This window comes from Candidatus Nitrosocosmicus agrestis, from assembly GCF_008389435.1.
Lineage (GTDB): Archaea > Thermoproteota > Nitrososphaeria > Nitrososphaerales > Nitrososphaeraceae > Nitrosocosmicus > Nitrosocosmicus agrestis.
The window spans coordinates 63,125-79,680 of sequence record NZ_VUYS01000013.1; the positions used below are offsets into that span (position 1 = coordinate 63,125).

At 34.2% G+C, this 16,556-nt stretch carries 22 protein-coding genes; 5 read left to right on the forward strand and 17 right to left on the reverse strand.

Features of this window, described 5'->3' with window-relative positions:
* Positions 1-105 precede the first annotated feature (105 nt).
* Entirely contained in the window at positions 106-621 is a 516-nt protein-coding gene (locus tag F1Z66_RS09425) for a transcription factor (protein WP_149863362.1), read from the forward strand.
* 1 nt (position 622) lies between these two features.
* Here the strand turns inward: F1Z66_RS09425 and F1Z66_RS09430 are convergent, their stop codons facing one another.
* From F1Z66_RS09430 to F1Z66_RS09480, 11 genes are all read right to left on the reverse strand, one after another.
* The gene (locus F1Z66_RS09430; RefSeq protein ID WP_201448561.1) at positions 623-1,381 is read right to left on the reverse strand and encodes a 2,5-diamino-6-(ribosylamino)-4(3H)-pyrimidinone 5'-phosphate reductase; all 759 of its coding nucleotides are present in this window, start codon (positions 1,379-1,381) and stop codon (positions 623-625) included.
* 15 nt (positions 1,382-1,396) lie between these two features.
* Positions 1,397-2,947 (reverse strand): amidohydrolase family protein, encoded by a 1,551-nt coding sequence (locus F1Z66_RS09435; RefSeq protein ID WP_149863364.1) that lies wholly within the window; start codon positions 2,945-2,947, stop codon positions 1,397-1,399.
* Positions 2,944-3,708 carry a GTP cyclohydrolase IIa gene (locus tag F1Z66_RS09440; protein ID WP_159357429.1) on the reverse strand — a complete coding sequence of 255 codons (765 nt, stop codon included), beginning with the start codon at positions 3,706-3,708 and terminating at the stop codon, positions 2,944-2,946. The genes F1Z66_RS09435 and F1Z66_RS09440 overlap by 4 nt, the downstream gene beginning before the upstream one ends.
* A 21-nt stretch (positions 3,709-3,729) precedes the next feature.
* Positions 3,730-4,191, reverse strand: coding sequence for a 6,7-dimethyl-8-ribityllumazine synthase (gene ribH / locus F1Z66_RS09445; protein WP_149863366.1), 462 nt, complete (start codon positions 4,189-4,191; stop codon positions 3,730-3,732).
* Positions 4,191-4,904: a 3,4-dihydroxy-2-butanone-4-phosphate synthase gene (gene ribB / locus F1Z66_RS09450; RefSeq protein WP_149863367.1), complete on the reverse strand. Its 714-nt coding sequence runs from the start codon at positions 4,902-4,904 to the stop codon at positions 4,191-4,193. The genes ribH and ribB overlap by 1 nt, the downstream gene beginning before the upstream one ends.
* A gap of 17 nt (positions 4,905-4,921) precedes the next feature.
* Entirely contained in the window at positions 4,922-5,614 is a 693-nt protein-coding gene (locus F1Z66_RS09455; RefSeq protein WP_149863368.1) for a riboflavin synthase, read from the reverse strand.
* A gap of 103 nt (positions 5,615-5,717) precedes the next feature.
* A complete protein-coding gene (locus tag F1Z66_RS09460; RefSeq protein ID WP_149863369.1) occupies positions 5,718-6,599 on the reverse strand; it encodes an HpcH/HpaI aldolase/citrate lyase family protein in 882 nt (293 codons plus the stop codon).
* Positions 6,600-6,631: 32 nt separating this feature from the next.
* Entirely contained in the window at positions 6,632-7,681 is a 1,050-nt protein-coding gene (locus tag F1Z66_RS09465) for a zinc-binding dehydrogenase (protein ID WP_149863370.1), read from the reverse strand.
* A gap of 120 nt (positions 7,682-7,801) precedes the next feature.
* Positions 7,802-8,095 carry a DNA-binding protein gene (locus tag F1Z66_RS09470; RefSeq protein WP_149863371.1) on the reverse strand — a complete coding sequence of 98 codons (294 nt, stop codon included), beginning with the start codon at positions 8,093-8,095 and terminating at the stop codon, positions 7,802-7,804.
* A gap of 13 nt (positions 8,096-8,108) precedes the next feature.
* Entirely contained in the window at positions 8,109-8,561 is a 453-nt protein-coding gene (locus F1Z66_RS09475; RefSeq protein WP_149863372.1) for a 30S ribosomal protein S19e, read from the reverse strand.
* A gap of 134 nt (positions 8,562-8,695) precedes the next feature.
* A complete protein-coding gene (locus tag F1Z66_RS09480) occupies positions 8,696-9,043 on the reverse strand; it encodes a ribonuclease P protein component 4 (protein WP_149863373.1) in 348 nt (115 codons plus the stop codon).
* Between the two features lie 81 nt (positions 9,044-9,124).
* Here F1Z66_RS09480 and F1Z66_RS09485 point away from each other — a divergent pair, with 81 nt between their 5' ends.
* Positions 9,125-9,811 (forward strand): ribosome biogenesis protein, encoded by a 687-nt coding sequence (locus F1Z66_RS09485; RefSeq protein WP_149863374.1) that lies wholly within the window; start codon positions 9,125-9,127, stop codon positions 9,809-9,811.
* Positions 9,812-9,836: 25 nt separating this feature from the next.
* Here F1Z66_RS09485 and F1Z66_RS16265 read toward each other — a convergent pair whose 3' ends face one another.
* Positions 9,837-9,959, reverse strand: coding sequence for a hypothetical protein (locus F1Z66_RS16265; RefSeq protein WP_255437912.1), 123 nt, complete (start codon positions 9,957-9,959; stop codon positions 9,837-9,839).
* Positions 9,960-10,178: 219 nt separating this feature from the next.
* Here F1Z66_RS16265 and F1Z66_RS09490 point away from each other — a divergent pair, with 219 nt between their 5' ends.
* Positions 10,179-10,457: a 50S ribosomal protein L44e gene (locus tag F1Z66_RS09490; RefSeq protein ID WP_149863375.1), complete on the forward strand. Its 279-nt coding sequence runs from the start codon at positions 10,179-10,181 to the stop codon at positions 10,455-10,457.
* A gap of 23 nt (positions 10,458-10,480) precedes the next feature.
* Positions 10,481-10,678, forward strand: coding sequence for a 30S ribosomal protein S27e (locus tag F1Z66_RS09495; RefSeq protein WP_149863376.1), 198 nt, complete (start codon positions 10,481-10,483; stop codon positions 10,676-10,678).
* A 24-nt stretch (positions 10,679-10,702) separates the two neighbouring features.
* Here the strand turns inward: F1Z66_RS09495 and F1Z66_RS09500 are convergent, their stop codons facing one another.
* Positions 10,703-11,428, reverse strand: a complete 726-nt coding sequence (locus F1Z66_RS09500; RefSeq protein ID WP_230207508.1) for an NTP transferase domain-containing protein — start codon at positions 11,426-11,428, stop codon at positions 10,703-10,705.
* A gap of 442 nt (positions 11,429-11,870) precedes the next feature.
* On the opposite strand from F1Z66_RS09500, the gene F1Z66_RS09505 reads away from it, so the two are divergent.
* Entirely contained in the window at positions 11,871-12,077 is a 207-nt protein-coding gene (locus tag F1Z66_RS09505) for a hypothetical protein (protein ID WP_149863378.1), read from the forward strand.
* A 456-nt stretch (positions 12,078-12,533) separates the two neighbouring features.
* Here the strand turns inward: F1Z66_RS09505 and cobS are convergent, their stop codons facing one another.
* Genes cobS through F1Z66_RS09525 form a run of 4 tightly spaced genes read right to left on the reverse strand, consistent with a single transcriptional unit; the run spans position 12,534 to position 16,446 of the window.
* Complete coding sequence (gene cobS, locus F1Z66_RS09510; protein ID WP_149863379.1) at positions 12,534-13,289, reverse strand: adenosylcobinamide-GDP ribazoletransferase; 756 nt, start codon at positions 13,287-13,289, stop codon at positions 12,534-12,536.
* Positions 13,279-14,274 (reverse strand): cobalamin biosynthesis protein, encoded by a 996-nt coding sequence (locus F1Z66_RS09515; RefSeq protein WP_149863380.1) that lies wholly within the window; start codon positions 14,272-14,274, stop codon positions 13,279-13,281. Before F1Z66_RS09515 ends, cobS begins: the two co-directional genes overlap by 11 nt.
* A gap of 31 nt (positions 14,275-14,305) precedes the next feature.
* Entirely contained in the window at positions 14,306-15,322 is a 1,017-nt protein-coding gene (locus F1Z66_RS09520; protein ID WP_201448562.1) for a cobyric acid synthase, read from the reverse strand.
* On the reverse strand, positions 15,319-16,446 hold the full coding sequence (locus tag F1Z66_RS09525; RefSeq protein ID WP_159357432.1) for a pyridoxal phosphate-dependent aminotransferase: 1,128 nt from the start codon (positions 16,444-16,446) through the stop codon (positions 15,319-15,321). Before F1Z66_RS09525 ends, F1Z66_RS09520 begins: the two co-directional genes overlap by 4 nt.
* Positions 16,447-16,556 lie beyond the last annotated feature (110 nt).

A 16,556-nucleotide genomic window follows, 5' to 3' on the forward strand; every position in this document is an offset into this window, starting at 1 on the left:
TCGTTGAAAATAAACAGAAAAAAAGGAAAAATGGATTGCGAATTTTGTCTTCATAATTAGTAAGAAAACTATATATCTTTTGATCGTGCTATTATATATTACTTAATGCAAAACGTTGACAGTAGTGAGGATCCTTTTGTTAAAATAGCATCACTGATAGGTGGTGATGAGTATAATCAAGTTGCTAAAGCGTTATTAAAGACCGAAGATTCAACTGATGAAGAAATAGCTATTGCAACCGGTCTTCGAATCAATATAATTAGAAAGGTTCTTTATGATTTATTTGGAAAGGCATTGATTACAGGTATACGAGTAAAAGATGAAAAAAAGGGCTGGTTCGTATACCGGTGGCGAGCAAAGCGAGATCACGTAGATAATTTCATCGATAACCAAAAAAAGAAAATTTTGGAGAGATTGCAAAATAGGCTTGAGTATGAGGAATCATCCGAATTTTATCATTGTGGAAATTCTGCTTGTGACCGAATCAAATTTGATTATGCAATAGAGCTTTTCTTTAAATGTCCAAACTGTAAAGAACCACTAAATATGGTAGATAATAGTAAACTAAAGGATGCTTTGAGATTTAAGATTGAACAATTGAGCACTGAACCTGTAAAATAGATTATTTTTTTTTACCCATATTGGGATTCTTGTAGTATAGTGTTATCTCACCAGTATTTTTCTTTTGCATCTTCATCAAAACGAGCTTTGGACATTTTTTTATAACTTCATATCCTTTACCATCCACCAATGTGGTTGCATCCCTTCCACCAATTATGATCGGTGCTATTGTAATTATTAGCTCATCAAAAATATTGTTTTCTATGAAAGACCAGTTAATCTCTCCTCCTCCTTCTACAAGTATTGTTGAGATGGATTCATTTTCTAAAACCTTTAATAATTTCTTTAAATTTACTTTTTCTTTAGTTTTTGAATCCTTATCTATTACTGTTATTTTTAGACCTTGTTTTGATAGCTCTTTGAGCTTTGATTTGGGTGCGTCATTTGTGACTGCTATTATGGTTTCGACCTGATCCGCCGTTTTTACTATCTTTGACTTTAATGGTATCCTAGCTCTGCTATCTATAATCACACGTATTGGATTTTTGGAATTTTTTGATTTGATCTTGGCGGTATTATCTTTCTTGAGATCTGTGATATCTGCTTCTCTTAGTTTCAAATTTTTCCTTATTTGGGTTAGCCTCTCGGTTAGCATAGGATCATCGTTAATGACTGTATTTATCCCAATTATGATTGCATCAACTTTCGATCTTAATTGGTGGACTCTTAGAAGATCTTTATTTGAAGAAATTTTTGTATCTCCAATAATTGTTGAGATTTTTCCATCTATGCTTGCTGCTACGTTCAAAATTACTTTCAAAATATGACTCCCATTCTATTTTATGACTGTTTTTTCAAGTACGAGCTCGCCGTTTATCATTACACCCTTTACGTGTTTTTCACTACACCTAGTTACAATAGATGTGTATGGATCAAATAGTGGATAAAGATCCAGATCGTATCTATCAATGAAAACAAGGTCAGCATTGTATCCTTGTTCTATGCATCCTCTACCGATTCCAAATATCTTGCCACCATTTACCGTAGCCATTTTTAATACATCCTTTGCATTAATAAAATGAGTATCTTTCTCGAGCGCTCTTTGACTTTTTAACAAAAAGTCCATTTCCCTAAACATGTCAGGAGAATTAAGCATTACATTGTCTGTTCCTATGCCGAGTTCAAAATGCAATTCTAGCATCTTTTTTATGGGGGATAATCCCGCGCCAAGAACACCATTTGCTCTTGGGCATACTATTATTTTCTTTTTGTTCCTGGATAATAATTCCAATTCCATGTCGTTTGCATTAGTAACATGTACGTAGATATCTGGGTTGAGTAGCTTTAGTGTTCTTTGAATTTCAGTCGCACCATATCTTTTCATAGATTCTTCTACAGCGCTTTTAGATTCGGCAGCATGAATTGCGGTGAGGGGTAATGAGATTTCATTTGTACCTTGATTTACTGCTTTCTTTGTCTTTTTGCTCTTTTGTCTAGCCACAATTTCATTATACCATGATAACATTTTGTCTGAATTTTCATTTGCACCGCTTATTCCAAACCCATGACTTTTTTTTAAAATGGACTCGCCAGATTTTATAAAATAGGATTTTAATATAATTTCATCTTGACCTTTATTCTCATTTTGTCCATCTTCATCTAGCAAAATTACTTCCAGATCTGTGCAAGGCCCTTTTTGTCCTGTTCTTGCATTAATGATGTAAATATCTTTGTTTTTTTTACTTTTTGAATTATGTTTAAGCATTTGAGCAGATGGTTTTATACTTTCATTTGGCGTTTTGGGTTTTTCGTTTCCTTTTGTATTTTGTGCAAAAGATTGTGAGTTGATTGTCGCTGATTTGGCAAGGTGCTGTGGTGGTAACTTTGGGTTCAAGTCTATTCTTCCTAATATGATCCTATTTATAGGACTAGAATTAAGCGCAATCTCAAGCAAATCTACTCCTTGTAGTCCTCCTTCTCTGAAATCTACAAAGGTTGTTATTCCTTTCTTTATCATTGATATTGCTGTATTGCTAATCATTTGGATTAACTGAGAACGGGGAGTTTTGTCTAGAATGGTTTTTTTTATGCTGTAATGAGGATGAACCCTTGCATTAAGATCTTTATCCGATGAAATATCTTTTCCAATGGAATCCCCAATATGAGTGTGTGAGTTTATGAATCCTGGAAGTATGATGAAACCTTCGGCGTCAATAACTTCTATTTGATCATTTATTTTCCTATTTTGATTTCTAAATTCTACGACATTTTTGTTTGAGATATTTTCAATTATCCCGAATTCGTTAATCTCTATTATACCGCTGCGAACTAATTCAAGATTATCTCCTCGCAACATGGTTACATTTTTTAATAATTTTTGTTTCAATTTGATTCGATTACATGCATTATCTTTCCATTTTTTCTGAGCTCTCTTATTTGATCAAGCGATTTGGTAGCTAATTTTACTGCAGTTCTAGCGTTCACTCCACTTCCTATTCCACAGTTGAATTTTACACCAGTGACGTCTTTGATGTTTTCAAGTATCTCTAATATCTTTTCCATTTTGATACTGTTTTTTGCTACTATCATAAAGTTATCTCCTCCTAAGAAGAACGTAAGACTGTCTTCCTTTAAAAAAACATCCGAAACCATTGAATGAATTTTTATTAACAGATTTGTAATTTCATAAGATGACAATTCATTTGCAATTGCTGTTGAACTATCTACATCAATGTGAATTATCTTCAGGTTGTCCTCATGCTCAGAAGATGAATTTTCAATGCTTGCAAAAATGCTTGGAAAAGCAATGTATTTTTCTCTATTTTTTTTGATCATTTGTATTTTGTGATCCGCTTCCAATGGTGTCACGCCAGATGCTATAGTCATGGAGATCTTTACTTGATTGTATTTTTTTGATAGTTTTTCATGAATGACTTTATGGCGTTGGAGGGAGATTTGATTGGATATTGTTATAAACTCATCAAATCGATTGAAAAATACAATACCATTTTCATCTGAAAAAAAACTTTGCAGGTCTGCATAGATTCTGGCCTGAAGAATCTGCAACTGATGCTCTCTGTCGCTTCCAAGTTCAAGTGTCCAAGGACCATATCCTTCTAGTCTTATAATCGTTAGTTGACAGCCCAAAGTTATCGACTACTTTTATTCTTAGTATGGTGTTCTTGTTTCTTTTGTTTTCTCATGCCTTATCTTCTTTAATCGTCTTGTCATTAAAATTGCAGCATTAATTGCGTGCTGTGTTACAGGAGTAATTCTGGCCTCGGCTTGCTCAAACGTCATGTCTGGACCTGTTATTCCCAAAGAAACTGGCTTTCGATGTTTCAGCGAAAGCTCTCCAATAAGATTTACAGTGGAATTAGTTATGACTTTGTCGTGACTTGTTTCTCCCTTAATCACTGCTCCTAATGTAACAACAGCATCTATATTTTTTTTCTTCAATAATTCTTCTACCATAAGAGGCATATCAAATACTCCAGGGACCTTGCAGGTATAGAGAATCTTTGCGTTGTTATGTTCGCTAGCTATGTGCTTTTTGGCTTCATTTAACATATCAAAAGTTATTTCATTGTTGAATTCTGATACAACAATTCCAATTCTAACTTTTGCCATTATTTTTCGTATGATTTTGCATACGCTATTAGTTCTTTTGCTTCTATAATTACCAAATTATTATTTTTGGCATACTCTACTGCATCTTTGTAAGACAGGGCTTTGTGGTTATACGGATCTAGCATTTCACAAATAGTTGTTATGTTTGTAATATTTGCAATTTTTGTAAGAAAGATTGACATTTCTGTATGTCCTTTTCTCTCATTCAATAGACCCTTTGATGCAATCAGGATTGGTACATGACCAGGTGTTCTGAAACTATTTTGGAATTTTTCAAGAATCCTCTTTTGAATATTTGTGTCTGTAGTAGCAGTTAACTCTGAGCATATATTTGCCAAAGATGATATTGTTAACGCCCTGTCATTATCTGTTATACCTGTATAGGTGTTATTGTGGTTGATTGTTATTGAAAATGATGGTTTATCTCCATATGGAGAGCTGTTTTGGTTTATTTGTGCTATGGTTCTATTGGCATTTCCAAAAATGCTTAAAACATCATACAAATAAGGTAACCCCAATTTTGCAGATAGTTCCTTAGATATTGCCGTACAAATTAACCCGCCAGCATTTTTTCTCATAATTGCGATGTGTTCAGGCGTAATACTGTTTGAGGAAATCACCAGATCAACTTCATCTTCTCGGTTGTCATCATCGTGAATCAAGACAAAATTTCCGTTTCTTAATGAAGTTACGGCCTCATAAATCCTAGTCAATTAATTATTTTGGGTTTTTAATGTTTATATGCTTTACTATTTTCCTTGTTATTACCAAAAAACTGGTAAATATTCATTAAGTATCGGGATAGAATGTCTATCTCTATGTTAACAGTATCATGCACTCCTTTGATACCAAGGGTTGTTTTATCCAGCGTATGAGGAACAAGTGATATTTCCACAATATCTTTATGTACGTTGACCACGGTCAAGCTAATTCCGTCAATTGCTATTGAGCCTTTCTGAGAAATAAAAGGTAGGAGATCTCTGTTTTCTATTTGGATGCTTATCTTGCTTCCTGTTTCACCCTTTTCAATTTTCTTTATAACTCCAGTACCATCTACATGTCCTAGTACAAAATGGCCTTCTAACCTACCTCCAACCTGTAGACTCCTTTCTATGTTTACCTTGTCGCCTTTTTTTAATTTGATGAAATTAGTTTTTTTTATTGTTTCATCTATGACTTGAAAGGTAGCTTTTGACTTTACTAATTTTGCTACTGTCAGGCATACCCCATTTACTGATATACTATCACCTAGTTTTACCCCATTTGATTTACCCAGTCGGAGAGTGATTTCTGTATGGTAATTTCCTCTCTTTGAATTATTCTCAGAATTAACTTTAGTTTTTTTATTATTTCGATGGGTATCTGGAAAGGATCTTTCGATACTTTCAACTTTAGCTAAATATTCCGTTATCCCTGTGAACACAATTGACAGAAACCATAAATGTGATTTGAATTTTGTTAATGGTATTCCGTATTACGGTGCAATTCTATCTTATCCAATTTATGTTACCTATAGATCAGTTAATTTATTCCGTACCCAGAATTCTCTTTGCTTGTTTGTAATGGACCGCGTCAATCATTTTTCCTTCTAGTTTTATGGCTCCAGTTGATTTATTATTTTGTGCATTTTCTAGTGATTGAATAACTTTGTTTGCCCAATCGATGTCTTGCTGAGATGGGCTAAACGTTTTATGCACTTTTTCTATTTGGGATGGGTGTATGATGCATTTCCCCGTATATCCAAAATTTTTCCCCATCTTTAGATCTTTGATCAGTCCATCTACGTCATTGATATCTTGCCATATCGAATCAATTGAGTCTACTCCTGCAGCCCTTGCGTCAACAGGTACTTTGGCCCTACCGTAAATGTAACTGCTAAGTAGGTCGTTATCATAATTGTCTATTTTCATGTTGTGTAAAAAGTCAAAAATACCAAAAACAAGGGCAGTTATTCTTGAGTCGGATTTCGCTATATTAAAAGCGTTAATAACCCCTAATGATGATTCGATCGACGGCAGGATCTTTACATGCCCTCGTGGTATATTTCTTTCACTTTCATTTTTAGTGATAATTTGAGAAATTTTTTTTATTTGGACTTCGTCGTCTACCTTTGGGATTACTATTGCATCAATTCCTTGAATAACAATTTTTTCTAAATCCTCTGCTATTTGGTCTGATGAAGGAGCATTTGTTCTTACGGCTATTATTCTTTCCTTCTTGATGTCATTGCTACTATCATTAAACTCTCCAATTATATTTTCTATATATTGTCTGGCTACAACTTTTTCATTTATGGGGACCGAATCCTCTAGATCAAAACACAGAATATCTGAATTTACTACTTTGGATTTTTCCAAAAATCTTTGATTGTTCCCAGGAATAAAAATTAGACTTCGTGAACTGCCCACAGCATTACCTGAGGTTTCTTGGTATAAAAAAATTAAAGTTTTTGCGGACTGGTAATAATTTTGCCTATTTGGTCAGCAGCTGCCATCATTACGTGACCTTCAACCATGTTTGAAAATGGCAGTGTTGTATGGATAATTGGCTTGATTTTACCTTTGCTTGTCCAGTGGATTACCTGCTCTAACTCTGCTTTTGTTCCCTGTGTGGAACCTAATAGATTGGTTCCTTTAAAGAAAAGATACCTTAAATCTATTGTGGAATCATATCCTGTTGTAGCGCCTGTTGCAACTAGTGTTCCTCCCATTTTTAACAGACCAACTTCTTGTGGGAAGACGTTCTTACCAATGTGTTCAAACAAAACATCAACTCCCTCTTTGTTTGTAATGCTTCTTACTTTTTTATACCAGTCTGCTTCTCTGTGGTTAACAACGTGATCGGCGCCAAGCTCAATACATTTGTCCATCTTTTGTTGATTACCTGCAGTTGCAATAACATTACAGTTGTATAATTTTGCTATCTGGATACCAACCATACCGACACCACTGGTACCTCCCATTATCAGGACTGTTTGGCCTGGAATGATTTTTGCTCTTCCGACTAGCATATGCCATGCTGTCATCCCAACCATTGATACTGCAGCAGCATCATCAAATGAAACATTATCTGGTAACTTGGCTACATTTACTTCTGGCAAATGAGTGTATTGAGCAAAACCTCCCCAAAGTGGACCAGTTTGGAATCCCCATATTTGCCTGTCTTTGCAGTCGTATTCCTTGCCCGCCGTACATTGTTCACATACTCTGCAGCTCATATTAGAATGAGAAACTACTCTATCGCCAACCTTGAATTTGGTTACTTCTTCGCCTACTTCGACTACGTTGCCGGCCACGTCACTACCAGAAATGTGTGGAAGAGGAGTTTTTACTGGATCTCCCCAGATTGCCCACAAGTCGTTATAATTATATGCTGCGGACTCTACTTTTATTAAAACCTCGTTTGCCTTGATCTTTGGAACATCGATATCTTCAATCTTTACTACTTGCTTAGGATCTTTGTTATATTCCCTAAATACAGCTGCCTTCATGGGAGGATGATGTTTTAAAAGCTTAATATAGTTAACTCAGAACAAAAGATTACCAATTTCAAGAGTATATAAGTAGTCTAGAAATGATACGCAGATAATATATTAAAATGAAAAAGGCTTTTACCTTCTAGAGATTTTAAAATCTCTTTTGGGCTGTTGAATTGTACTAAGAATTTGTTTTAATTCTTCGTCAGTGATAGCTCTATTTAGGCGCCCTGTTGTTGCAGCATTTAACAAGTAGTTTTCGACAGCAGCCGCCAACTCTGGTTTAACCATTTTCACATTTGTCAGTCTTTGTCTTGCCTCGACATCTAATAACATTGCTAAAGCTTTTTGTCTCATAGCTTCTGCCTCAGCCTGCTGCCTTCTAATTTCCTCATCAGAAGGTTGGTTAGGTTGTGTATGGCCAGACAATCGGTATCCCTCTTTATGCGTATCTTTCTAAATCTTTGTTTCTCTTGGAAGTTTCCTTGAAAATTTCTGTAGCCAATCTGTCAACTTTTTTCATTCCTTCGTTGCTAATCATTCGGCCTTTGCTCTTTTTTTCGACATATCCTGATGCTTCTAGTTGTTGTAAAGCTTTTCTGATTATTGCTCCACCGGCATCTTTGTGGTGATCCAGATTATAGCCTATTCTTTTTCTGCCCCCGTAATAACTCTTCAAGTCTGATATTCCAATTGGTCCATGCAAGTAAACTTTTCTAACCAGCGATGCACATCTTGTATACCACCAATCCTTGCTTTGAGGAATTTTTTCAACATGGGGACCAGTTTTAACATAACTTGCCCATTCCGGAGGGTTTATTTTCTTATCCTTTTTTAATTGATCAGTTAACTTTGATATCAAGTCATCTGCTGGAACATCAAATATCTTAGCCATTTAATATTACATATGATTCTCTGCAAATTTCCCTTATAATCCTTGTTCTTTCCTTGAATTCTAAATAATTCAGTTTAGATTTTAACCCTAGTGAAAATTTAATGTTATAATTAACGATTTTCGACATTTCCTTATTATTCCGATGCACTAGTCTTTTTACTTGAATTAGGGCTTTTTGCATTGTTCTTGTTTGTCAATATCTTTCGATATGTGTGTCCACAAAATTTACAGGTGATTCTTAGTGCTTTTATATTTGATCTTCCTATTCTAATGGTTGAGTCTCTACCGGGAACCATGAATTTTTTGCAGTTTTTACAAAATAGGATTTTGTATTCAAATGGCATTTTTAACTTGTATTTTAGGATAATCTTTTTTGCAACCTTTGCATGCTCTTGAGCAAATTCATCGTTAACGTAGAGTGCTCTATCTAACAACGACTTTGCCCTCTCCAGCGCTAACTGCCTTAATGCATTTTTTTTCATGCTTGGTGAATTTTATTATAAGATGACTCTGGTTGTTATATATCTTTAAATAATTTTTTTCTTTTCTTAATTTGTTAATATTTGCTAAATTTGATCCTTGCAGAGGCATCGCTTGAACTATTGCCTTCTATTCTATATGGACATCGAACAATAAAAAAGCTAAAAAAATCTGGTAAAAAACCGTATGACGTTTTACTAGATAGATCCATTCATCATTTTGCCATGGTAGATACTGAATTAGAATTTGCTCAAAAGAGGGGCCGTCCTGATATTGTTCATATTTCTTTGGTAAACGCTCTTGCCACTCCACTTTATCAGAATAACCTTGTTAGAATTTTTGTTCACACTGTGGACAATAGCGTAATTTTAATTGGAGAAAAAGTTCGAATCCCAAAATCTTACCCTCGATTTGAGGGATTAATGTTGACGCTTTTCAAAAACAAAAGTATTGTATCCGAAGAAGGTAAAGTTCTTCTAAAGCTACAGAAAAATCTGAAAATCAAATACCTTTTGAGGGAAATAGTAAAACCTGATTTGGTTGTGGGTCTTTCTACAACTGGATCATTTGCGACAGCGTCGAAAGTAGCTCAAGATCTTACAAATGCTATCAATCCATGCTTGATCATAGGCGGGTTTCCAAGGGACCACTTTTCAGAATCCGTTGAATCATGTTTTGACAAAAAGTTTTCTATTCATAATGGTGGCTTAGAAACTCAAGTGGTAGTTTCCAGGTTGATTTATGAATATGAAAAAAATGTTTTAACTTGATGCATCCAAAAAAATTTTAAGAAGCTTATCTTGCTCTTCTTGCTCCAGAAATTAATGCGTACACTAGGCCAATGCCTAAACCTACTGCTAACGGTATCCATACTCCAAAAGCTTCGGGGTTTATCACAATTTGTAAGCTTGACAACATACTTGACAACATTAGGGGTAATTGATCGTGGATGTATATAAGCTTTGTATTGCAGAATTTTTATCTTGCTTTCAAGATAATTCATTAAAGTGGGTGATCAACTTCATATTTTGTCATTTTGTGGAAGTTATACCTTAATTTATTTAATGAACAAATAGTTGGATTCGCTGCCATAGATATATTTAATTTAAATTACCCTATCGAACAAATTTTAGTTATATGAAGATGCAGAAAGAGCTGCGCAAGTTTTGTCCAAAGTGTAAAACTCATACTGTTCAAGCTGTTTCTACTTACAAAAAGGGCAAAGACCGAAAAGGTGCTCAAGGTGCTATACGTCACGCCGAAGATAAAAAAGGCTATGGTGGTCAAAAGTTCCCTGAATTAAAACGAACTGCAAAAACAACAAAAAAAGTTACCCTTAGGTATACCTGCAAGACATGTCAAAGAAAGACAATGAAACAAGGAATGCGAATAAGAAAATTGGAGATCCAAGGATAAAGATCTTAATTTGGTGAATTGATATGAAAAAACATAATATTATGATTCCTAAACCTCGAAGCAATTTTGTAAAGGTGGAGTGCGAATCTTGCAAGAATGTAAAAATCTTGTACACTTATGGTACAAAAACTGTTTTATGTCCTTCCTGTAATTCTGAACTTTTGACTAATACAGGTGGACAAGCAAAAATTAATGGTAACATTATAGAAACTATGGACTAAGTAGTGATAGTAGTGAGAACAAGTTCAGGTTTTTTTTTCAAAATACCTGTTGTTAAGGTATTCTTCTGCTAGATTCAATTCTTTATTGGTGTTTATGTTAAACGCCAATCTAGGATCGCTTATTATTATTGCTTTTTCCTCTAGCCAATCACCGATAAAGGTTCCGTTGGTTTTTTTCAAAAGCTGAGAAATGTCTACTAATGAAATTCCTGAATAACAATATTCATGATTGTTTATCCAAATTGTAAATGGAGTTGGTGTAAAACCATATTTTGTTACTATGTTTTTGTCAATTACTATGCTAATACAAGGTGTTTTTTGATTTATTCTTAATATTTTTTTTAGAATACGTTTAGTCACTAAGGGAACATCGATGGGTAAAAATAGGATTTTATTAGATTCTGATGAATCACGTATTTGTATTTGTTGCTTTTTCTGGTCTAATCTTTTATGAATAGTTTCAAAATACTGAATTACTTCTTTATAATCATTCGAAAAGCCTTTGCCACTTGTATTTAATATAGTTACTTTATTTGGGTATGCTTTGTAAATATATTCTTCAGTTTTTTTTGTTTTGGGACTGATCGCTGCAAATATTCTAAGATCGATCTTGAAATCTTCCAAAACATTGATGATGTATTGGATCAAAGGTTTTTGCTTTAGTTTCAACAGAGGCTTTTCTATTATTGGATCCTCAGGACCTTGAAGACTTGAATTAAGATCAAGTCTACTTCCTCTTCCACCGCACATTAACACACAATTAATCATCTGAATCTTTTTTCTGGTTATCCTGTTATGGGTAAGAGTTGTAATTTTTATCTTTACTATTTGGATTTGGGTCCTGATTCCTTAATACAATCGAGTTTGTCAAACTTCGGATAAATCTTACTTTTGACAAAGGTCGTCTATAACAATATATGATTATTGTATTTTTGCTTTATTATTTTCCTAATAAATTTACTGCGTAGAAAAGACGATGCTCCATGCCTTTTGATGAACAAATATATATGTGCTCATCAATATGATACGTGACAAATAAAAGTATGGATAAACTATTGATACTTTGGTGTTAGGGTTTGATCTCATGTGATCATGTGAAATTGAACCAAAGCTGTAAATTATATAGTGATAGACACATATCCTAGGTAAAGTTAAAAAAATTCATGAGGGTTATCATTCACTTACCCTTTCTTTGATTGTTAAAGGTGGGTTAAAAGCAATAGATTGCCATAAGAAAGTTTTTGATGCGAAAGTAAGAGGTCCAATGATGACTCCTGATGGCAAATCAGTTGCCCTTGCTGAATTCGAAATAGGTGATTCCAAAATAATGTTTTCAGATGAATTCTCTGATATGAAAATGGTTTTGCCGTCTACTATGAAGGGGAGGGGTTTTTTTTAACCACCAATTTCTCTGTAACTTTTTGTTGATAACGTGTATAATACTTTTAATCTTGCAGTTGCAGAGGGCGCTACTTTTTTGACAAGTTACCGATAAGTTTTGGGGTGACAGACATGAAAGCCTAATAGATTCATTCGGTCATATTTAGTCATTGGTAAGTCATGTAAAAGATCTTACTAAAGAGGAAAAGAAAAAGGCTACTGAGGTAGCATTCTCAAAAATGGGAAATTAAATGAACCTGTGTCTCTTGCTCTGAATTTAGAAATTTTTATTTATTTTTTTATTTATCTATTTGTTTTTTTAAATCATTCTTGATTGTTGTCATATGGATATTTTCTTTTGATCTGCCACACAGCTTTTCACTACTAAAATTAATGTTCAGACCGTTTTAAATCCAAAACCATTATAATATTTTTCTCATCCCGGTATCAATTTTTTTTTGTTCTCTAACACCCTTTAAGATAACGATATCAGTGATACAACCCTTACCAATTCATTTGTTGCTCCCATTACGTCACCACTGATTCCTCCAAAATTCTTGTTTGCAATAAAGAGTAGGATAAGACTGCCAATAATCCCAACGACAAAAATTTGAATTCCACTTAAGGGATTTGACCAGCATACTGTTGACACAAGAGCTAGAGTTATTATGGTTGCAACTGTCATTTTTCTTTTTGAATTCATGTCAACTGTAAATTGCGAACTATAACCCTCCCATGCTGATTTTCCAATAAACGCTTGGAGTATCATCGAGTATTTCGCAATTATTTCTGCAGCAATTAGAGTAATCAACAATCTTTCAAGACCCATATTCGAATAAATAGATGAAATAGCTAGAGTCATCCCGATCAAATAACTGGATACTGCTACGGCTCCAGCGGATCCTATTCGAGGATCGTGCATCACTTGGTGTTTTTTCTCTCTATTTCCTTTTGCCATTATGCCATCTGCAAAATCTCCTAATGCATCAGTATGATGACTGCCAGTCAAAATAATCAAAAAAATAGTCACCAAAAATGCAGAAATATAATGATCAAAAAAACTAAATACAACAATTCCAACTAAAACGGCTAATACTCCAATTATGAAACCTATGATAGGGAACAGAAACATATTTTTTGAAATATTTTCCAAACTTATATTTTTGGCTGTTCTTCCTACTGGTATTATAGTTAAGAATGAAAGTGCTGAGAGAAACTGTTTATAAACCAAAGTACAAGTTCCACCAGTTTAAAAAAAACAAAAGTACAATGATGGGAATAACAAAACCAAATACAAATAATATGGTTGCAAGCTTGACTACCGTCAATGATGTTTTGCATTTTGTCAAGGATAATTCTTCGTCCATATTCCCAAGGGTATAATGATCAACCTTTTCCAATTGAACACATAATCCTCCAGCCATTAGTGACATTGGAATTCCCGCATTAAAGCTCTCTAGTTTCCTGGAGTCTCTTTTCATTATTCTCACTGCGTTTCTCCAGTCCTCCTTACAAATCATCAAAGCTGGGACCAGAAAACCCGGTGAAATTCTGGCAGGAATAATATTCAAAATGGTATCAAGCTTTGCTGACATCCATCCTATATCTATGTAATATTTGTCTTTATATGCAATCATCGAATCTAATGTATTAACTGTTCTATAGATCATACATCCTGGGAGATTGAGTAAACCGTAATAAAACAAGGGAGCAAGGATCCCATCCACAAAACTTTCGGCTACGCATTCGATGCAGGCAGATAGAATTTGGGATTTATCCAAGGAACTGGTGTCACGGCTAACAATTTTTGATAGATTATTACGAGCTCCTGTGATATCATTTTTCTCTAGCATCACAAGAACCTCTTGAATATGCTTATCCATTGATCGGACTGAAAATGAGATCTTTAGTATTAAGGAGGAGACCAAAATAAACAATACAATTCCTAGTGTATAGTACAATTGCGTTGTAACAAAATAGGTGATTAATCCTATGAATACGGGCAGCCCTACTGCCAAGACTGAACCACCAAACCTCTCATATTTTCCACCATTGTCTTTTGAGGTGCTTTTTATGAAATTTGTAAGAATGTTAATGATTTTTCCTATGAAAACTACTGGATGAAATCTGTTGGGTGGTTCACCGAATACAAAATCTATCAACACGGCAGTCAACAAAACCACAATGATATTATGCAATAAGGGGAGCAAAACCATGTCTCATATTTTCATGTTTTCATATTCTCTATCATTTCAGAATCTTGTCTAAGATATGTTCTAAGTTAATGGATGATTCTAGAATATTTGCAAATTTTTGAATCTCGTCTTCAAGTATTTCTTGATCAGCAAAAATCTGATAAGGTGCTATATTTGTTTTAGCATTGGAGGGATAAGTATTATTCTCGGTTTGAAATTGTTTTTTTCTGGTTATCAAGTTATCTTTACGTGGTTTCTGTTTCTCTTTTACCCTTTCATTTGATTCTGTATCCTGTCTGTGCAATTGCAGTTGTTTGACTCTATTTCGCTGTTTTTTGTTACTATCAAGTGAATCTTCTTCAGGGATTGCATGTTCAATCTTGGGGACCACTCCTAAGACAGGTTTTTTTGTTTTATTTTGTATTTTTTGAATTGCTGAAGATAAAATCTTGTTATCTCCCAAGAACTTGTTTATTATGATACCTTTTATGAGCTTTTGATGCTTTGGCTCTAGCAGCATAATGGTACCCAAGATACTTGCAAAACATCCTCCTCTTTCGATATCTGATACTAAAATAACTGGGGCTTTGACTTTATTTGCAAAAAGCATGTTAGCAATATCGTATTCTTGTATGTTAATTTCGGCTGGAGATCCTGCTCCCTCTAGCAAAATTACTTCATGTTCTTTTTGAAGAGTTTTAAACGAGTCAATTGCTATTTGGAAGCCTTTTGTAAGTACAAACTCGGAATAGTATTGCTGCGCACTCATAGTGTCAAAATAATTTCCCTTAACATACACTCTGCTTTCATAATTCCCAACGGGTTTTAGCAATATTGGATTCATATCTGGAGTTGGTTTCACCCTGGAAGCAACCGCCTGTATAGCTTGGGCTTTAGCTATAACTCTGTTTGATTTATCAATAACATGTAATAAAGACGACATGTTTTGTGATTTGAACGGAGCGACTTTATACCCCAAATTTGATAGTATTCTGCATAGGGCGGTTACGATTAGACTTTTACCTGCTCCGGAGGTAGTTCCCTGTATCATTAATATTTTTGATTTCACCAAAATATCTCCTCAAGTGCTTTAAATAGCAAATTGTTCTCTTTCTTGGTCTTTATGGCTACTCTAATGAACTTGTTATTCATACCTGTAAAGCTTGTACAATCTCTAACGAGAATTCCATATTTTTTTAAAAGTAAATTGTAAAGTTCAGTAGAGTTAATCCTGTCTAGTACTTCTAATAGGTAAAAATTAGTGTGAGTTGGTAATACCCTTAATCTCTTAATTTTACTTAATAATTTGTACAATCGGTTTCTTTCAAAGGTGTTATTTGATATTGTCTTTTGCAAATGGGACTTGTCCTTTATGGATTCAATTGCTGCATACTGGGCCACTGCATTGACATTCCAACTTATAAGATTATTGGTGAGATTATCCATCAGTTGCTTTGAAGAGACTGCATATCCCACACGCAGACCTGCAAGACCATAAATCTTTGTAAGGGAACGCAACACCACCAAATTGTCATAATCTTTTGTCAGTCTGATAAACAAGTTGGTGTCTTTTTTCTTATTGATATTGTTACTATTTACAAATTCTATAAAGGATTCATCCAAAAGGATTTTAGTTTTCTTACTTGTTTTTTCAAGAATTTTCAAAATTTCGTCTTCAAAGTATCCACCAGTGGGGTTATTGGGATTACACAAGAATAGGCAACCCAATTCATGATTTGGATCGTTTGCTGCTCTTACTATTGATTCATAATCGATTCTAAAATTGATATCTTCCTTATGGGGGGCAAAATACTTGATTTTTCCATTCTTACGTTTAACTGCTAGTTCATATTCACAGAAAGTAGGAATCGATATTCCTACACTTTTTCTCCTTGCAAATGTGTCTGCAAAATAGTGAATCAGCTCTGTTGCTCCATTTCCTACTATGAGGTTGTCTGAAGGATTGAAACTGTTATCACAAAGGATTGAATCTATAATTCTTTTTTTTAAGTTAATACATTTGGGATCTGGGTAATTGTAAGCCAGATCAATAATGGTCTTGCCAGATAATTTTGAAATAACTTTTTTTGATGTTCCTAAGGGATTAATATTTGAACTAAAATCTACCTTAATGTATTTGAGATTATTCGCAGAGTAGATACCGCCATGATGACAACCTTGCAATAACGTCAATTCAATTAAAAGATCTTAATCTTTCTCCATTTTGAAAAAAGGATATGTCTGACATTACTATACTAGTGATTTATTCCCGGATCCATTTAAAAAGGATTATTAATTGTTTT

Bases quoted from the DNA above. Each gene is read 5' to 3' on its own strand.
- F1Z66_RS09495 (WP_149863376.1), top strand. From the start codon at position 10,481: ATGAAAAAACATAATATTATGATTCCTAAACCTCGAAGCAATTTTGTA.
- F1Z66_RS09425 (WP_149863362.1), top strand. From the start codon at position 106: ATGCAAAACGTTGACAGTAGTGAGGATCCTTTTGTTAAAATAGCATCA.
- F1Z66_RS09480 (WP_149863373.1), bottom strand. From the start codon at position 9,043: ATGAAAAAAAATGCATTAAGGCAGTTAGCGCTGGAGAGGGCAAAGTCG.
- ribH (WP_149863366.1), bottom strand. From the start codon at position 4,191: ATGGCAAAAGTTAGAATTGGAATTGTTGTATCAGAATTCAACAATGAA.
- F1Z66_RS09515 (WP_149863380.1), bottom strand. From the start codon at position 14,274: ATGGTTTTGCTCCCCTTATTGCATAATATCATTGTGGTTTTGTTGACT.
- F1Z66_RS16265 (WP_255437912.1), bottom strand. From the start codon at position 9,959: ATGTTGTCAAGCTTACAAATTGTGATAAACCCCGAAGCTTTTGGAGTA.
- F1Z66_RS09500 (WP_230207508.1), bottom strand. From the start codon at position 11,428: ATGTGCGGTGGAAGAGGAAGTAGACTTGATCTTAATTCAAGTCTTCAA.
- F1Z66_RS09475 (WP_149863372.1), bottom strand. From the start codon at position 8,561: ATGGCTAAGATATTTGATGTTCCAGCAGATGACTTGATATCAAAGTTA.
- F1Z66_RS09465 (WP_149863370.1), bottom strand. From the start codon at position 7,681: ATGAAGGCAGCTGTATTTAGGGAATATAACAAAGATCCTAAGCAAGTA.
- F1Z66_RS09490 (WP_149863375.1), top strand. From the start codon at position 10,179: ATGAAGATGCAGAAAGAGCTGCGCAAGTTTTGTCCAAAGTGTAAAACT.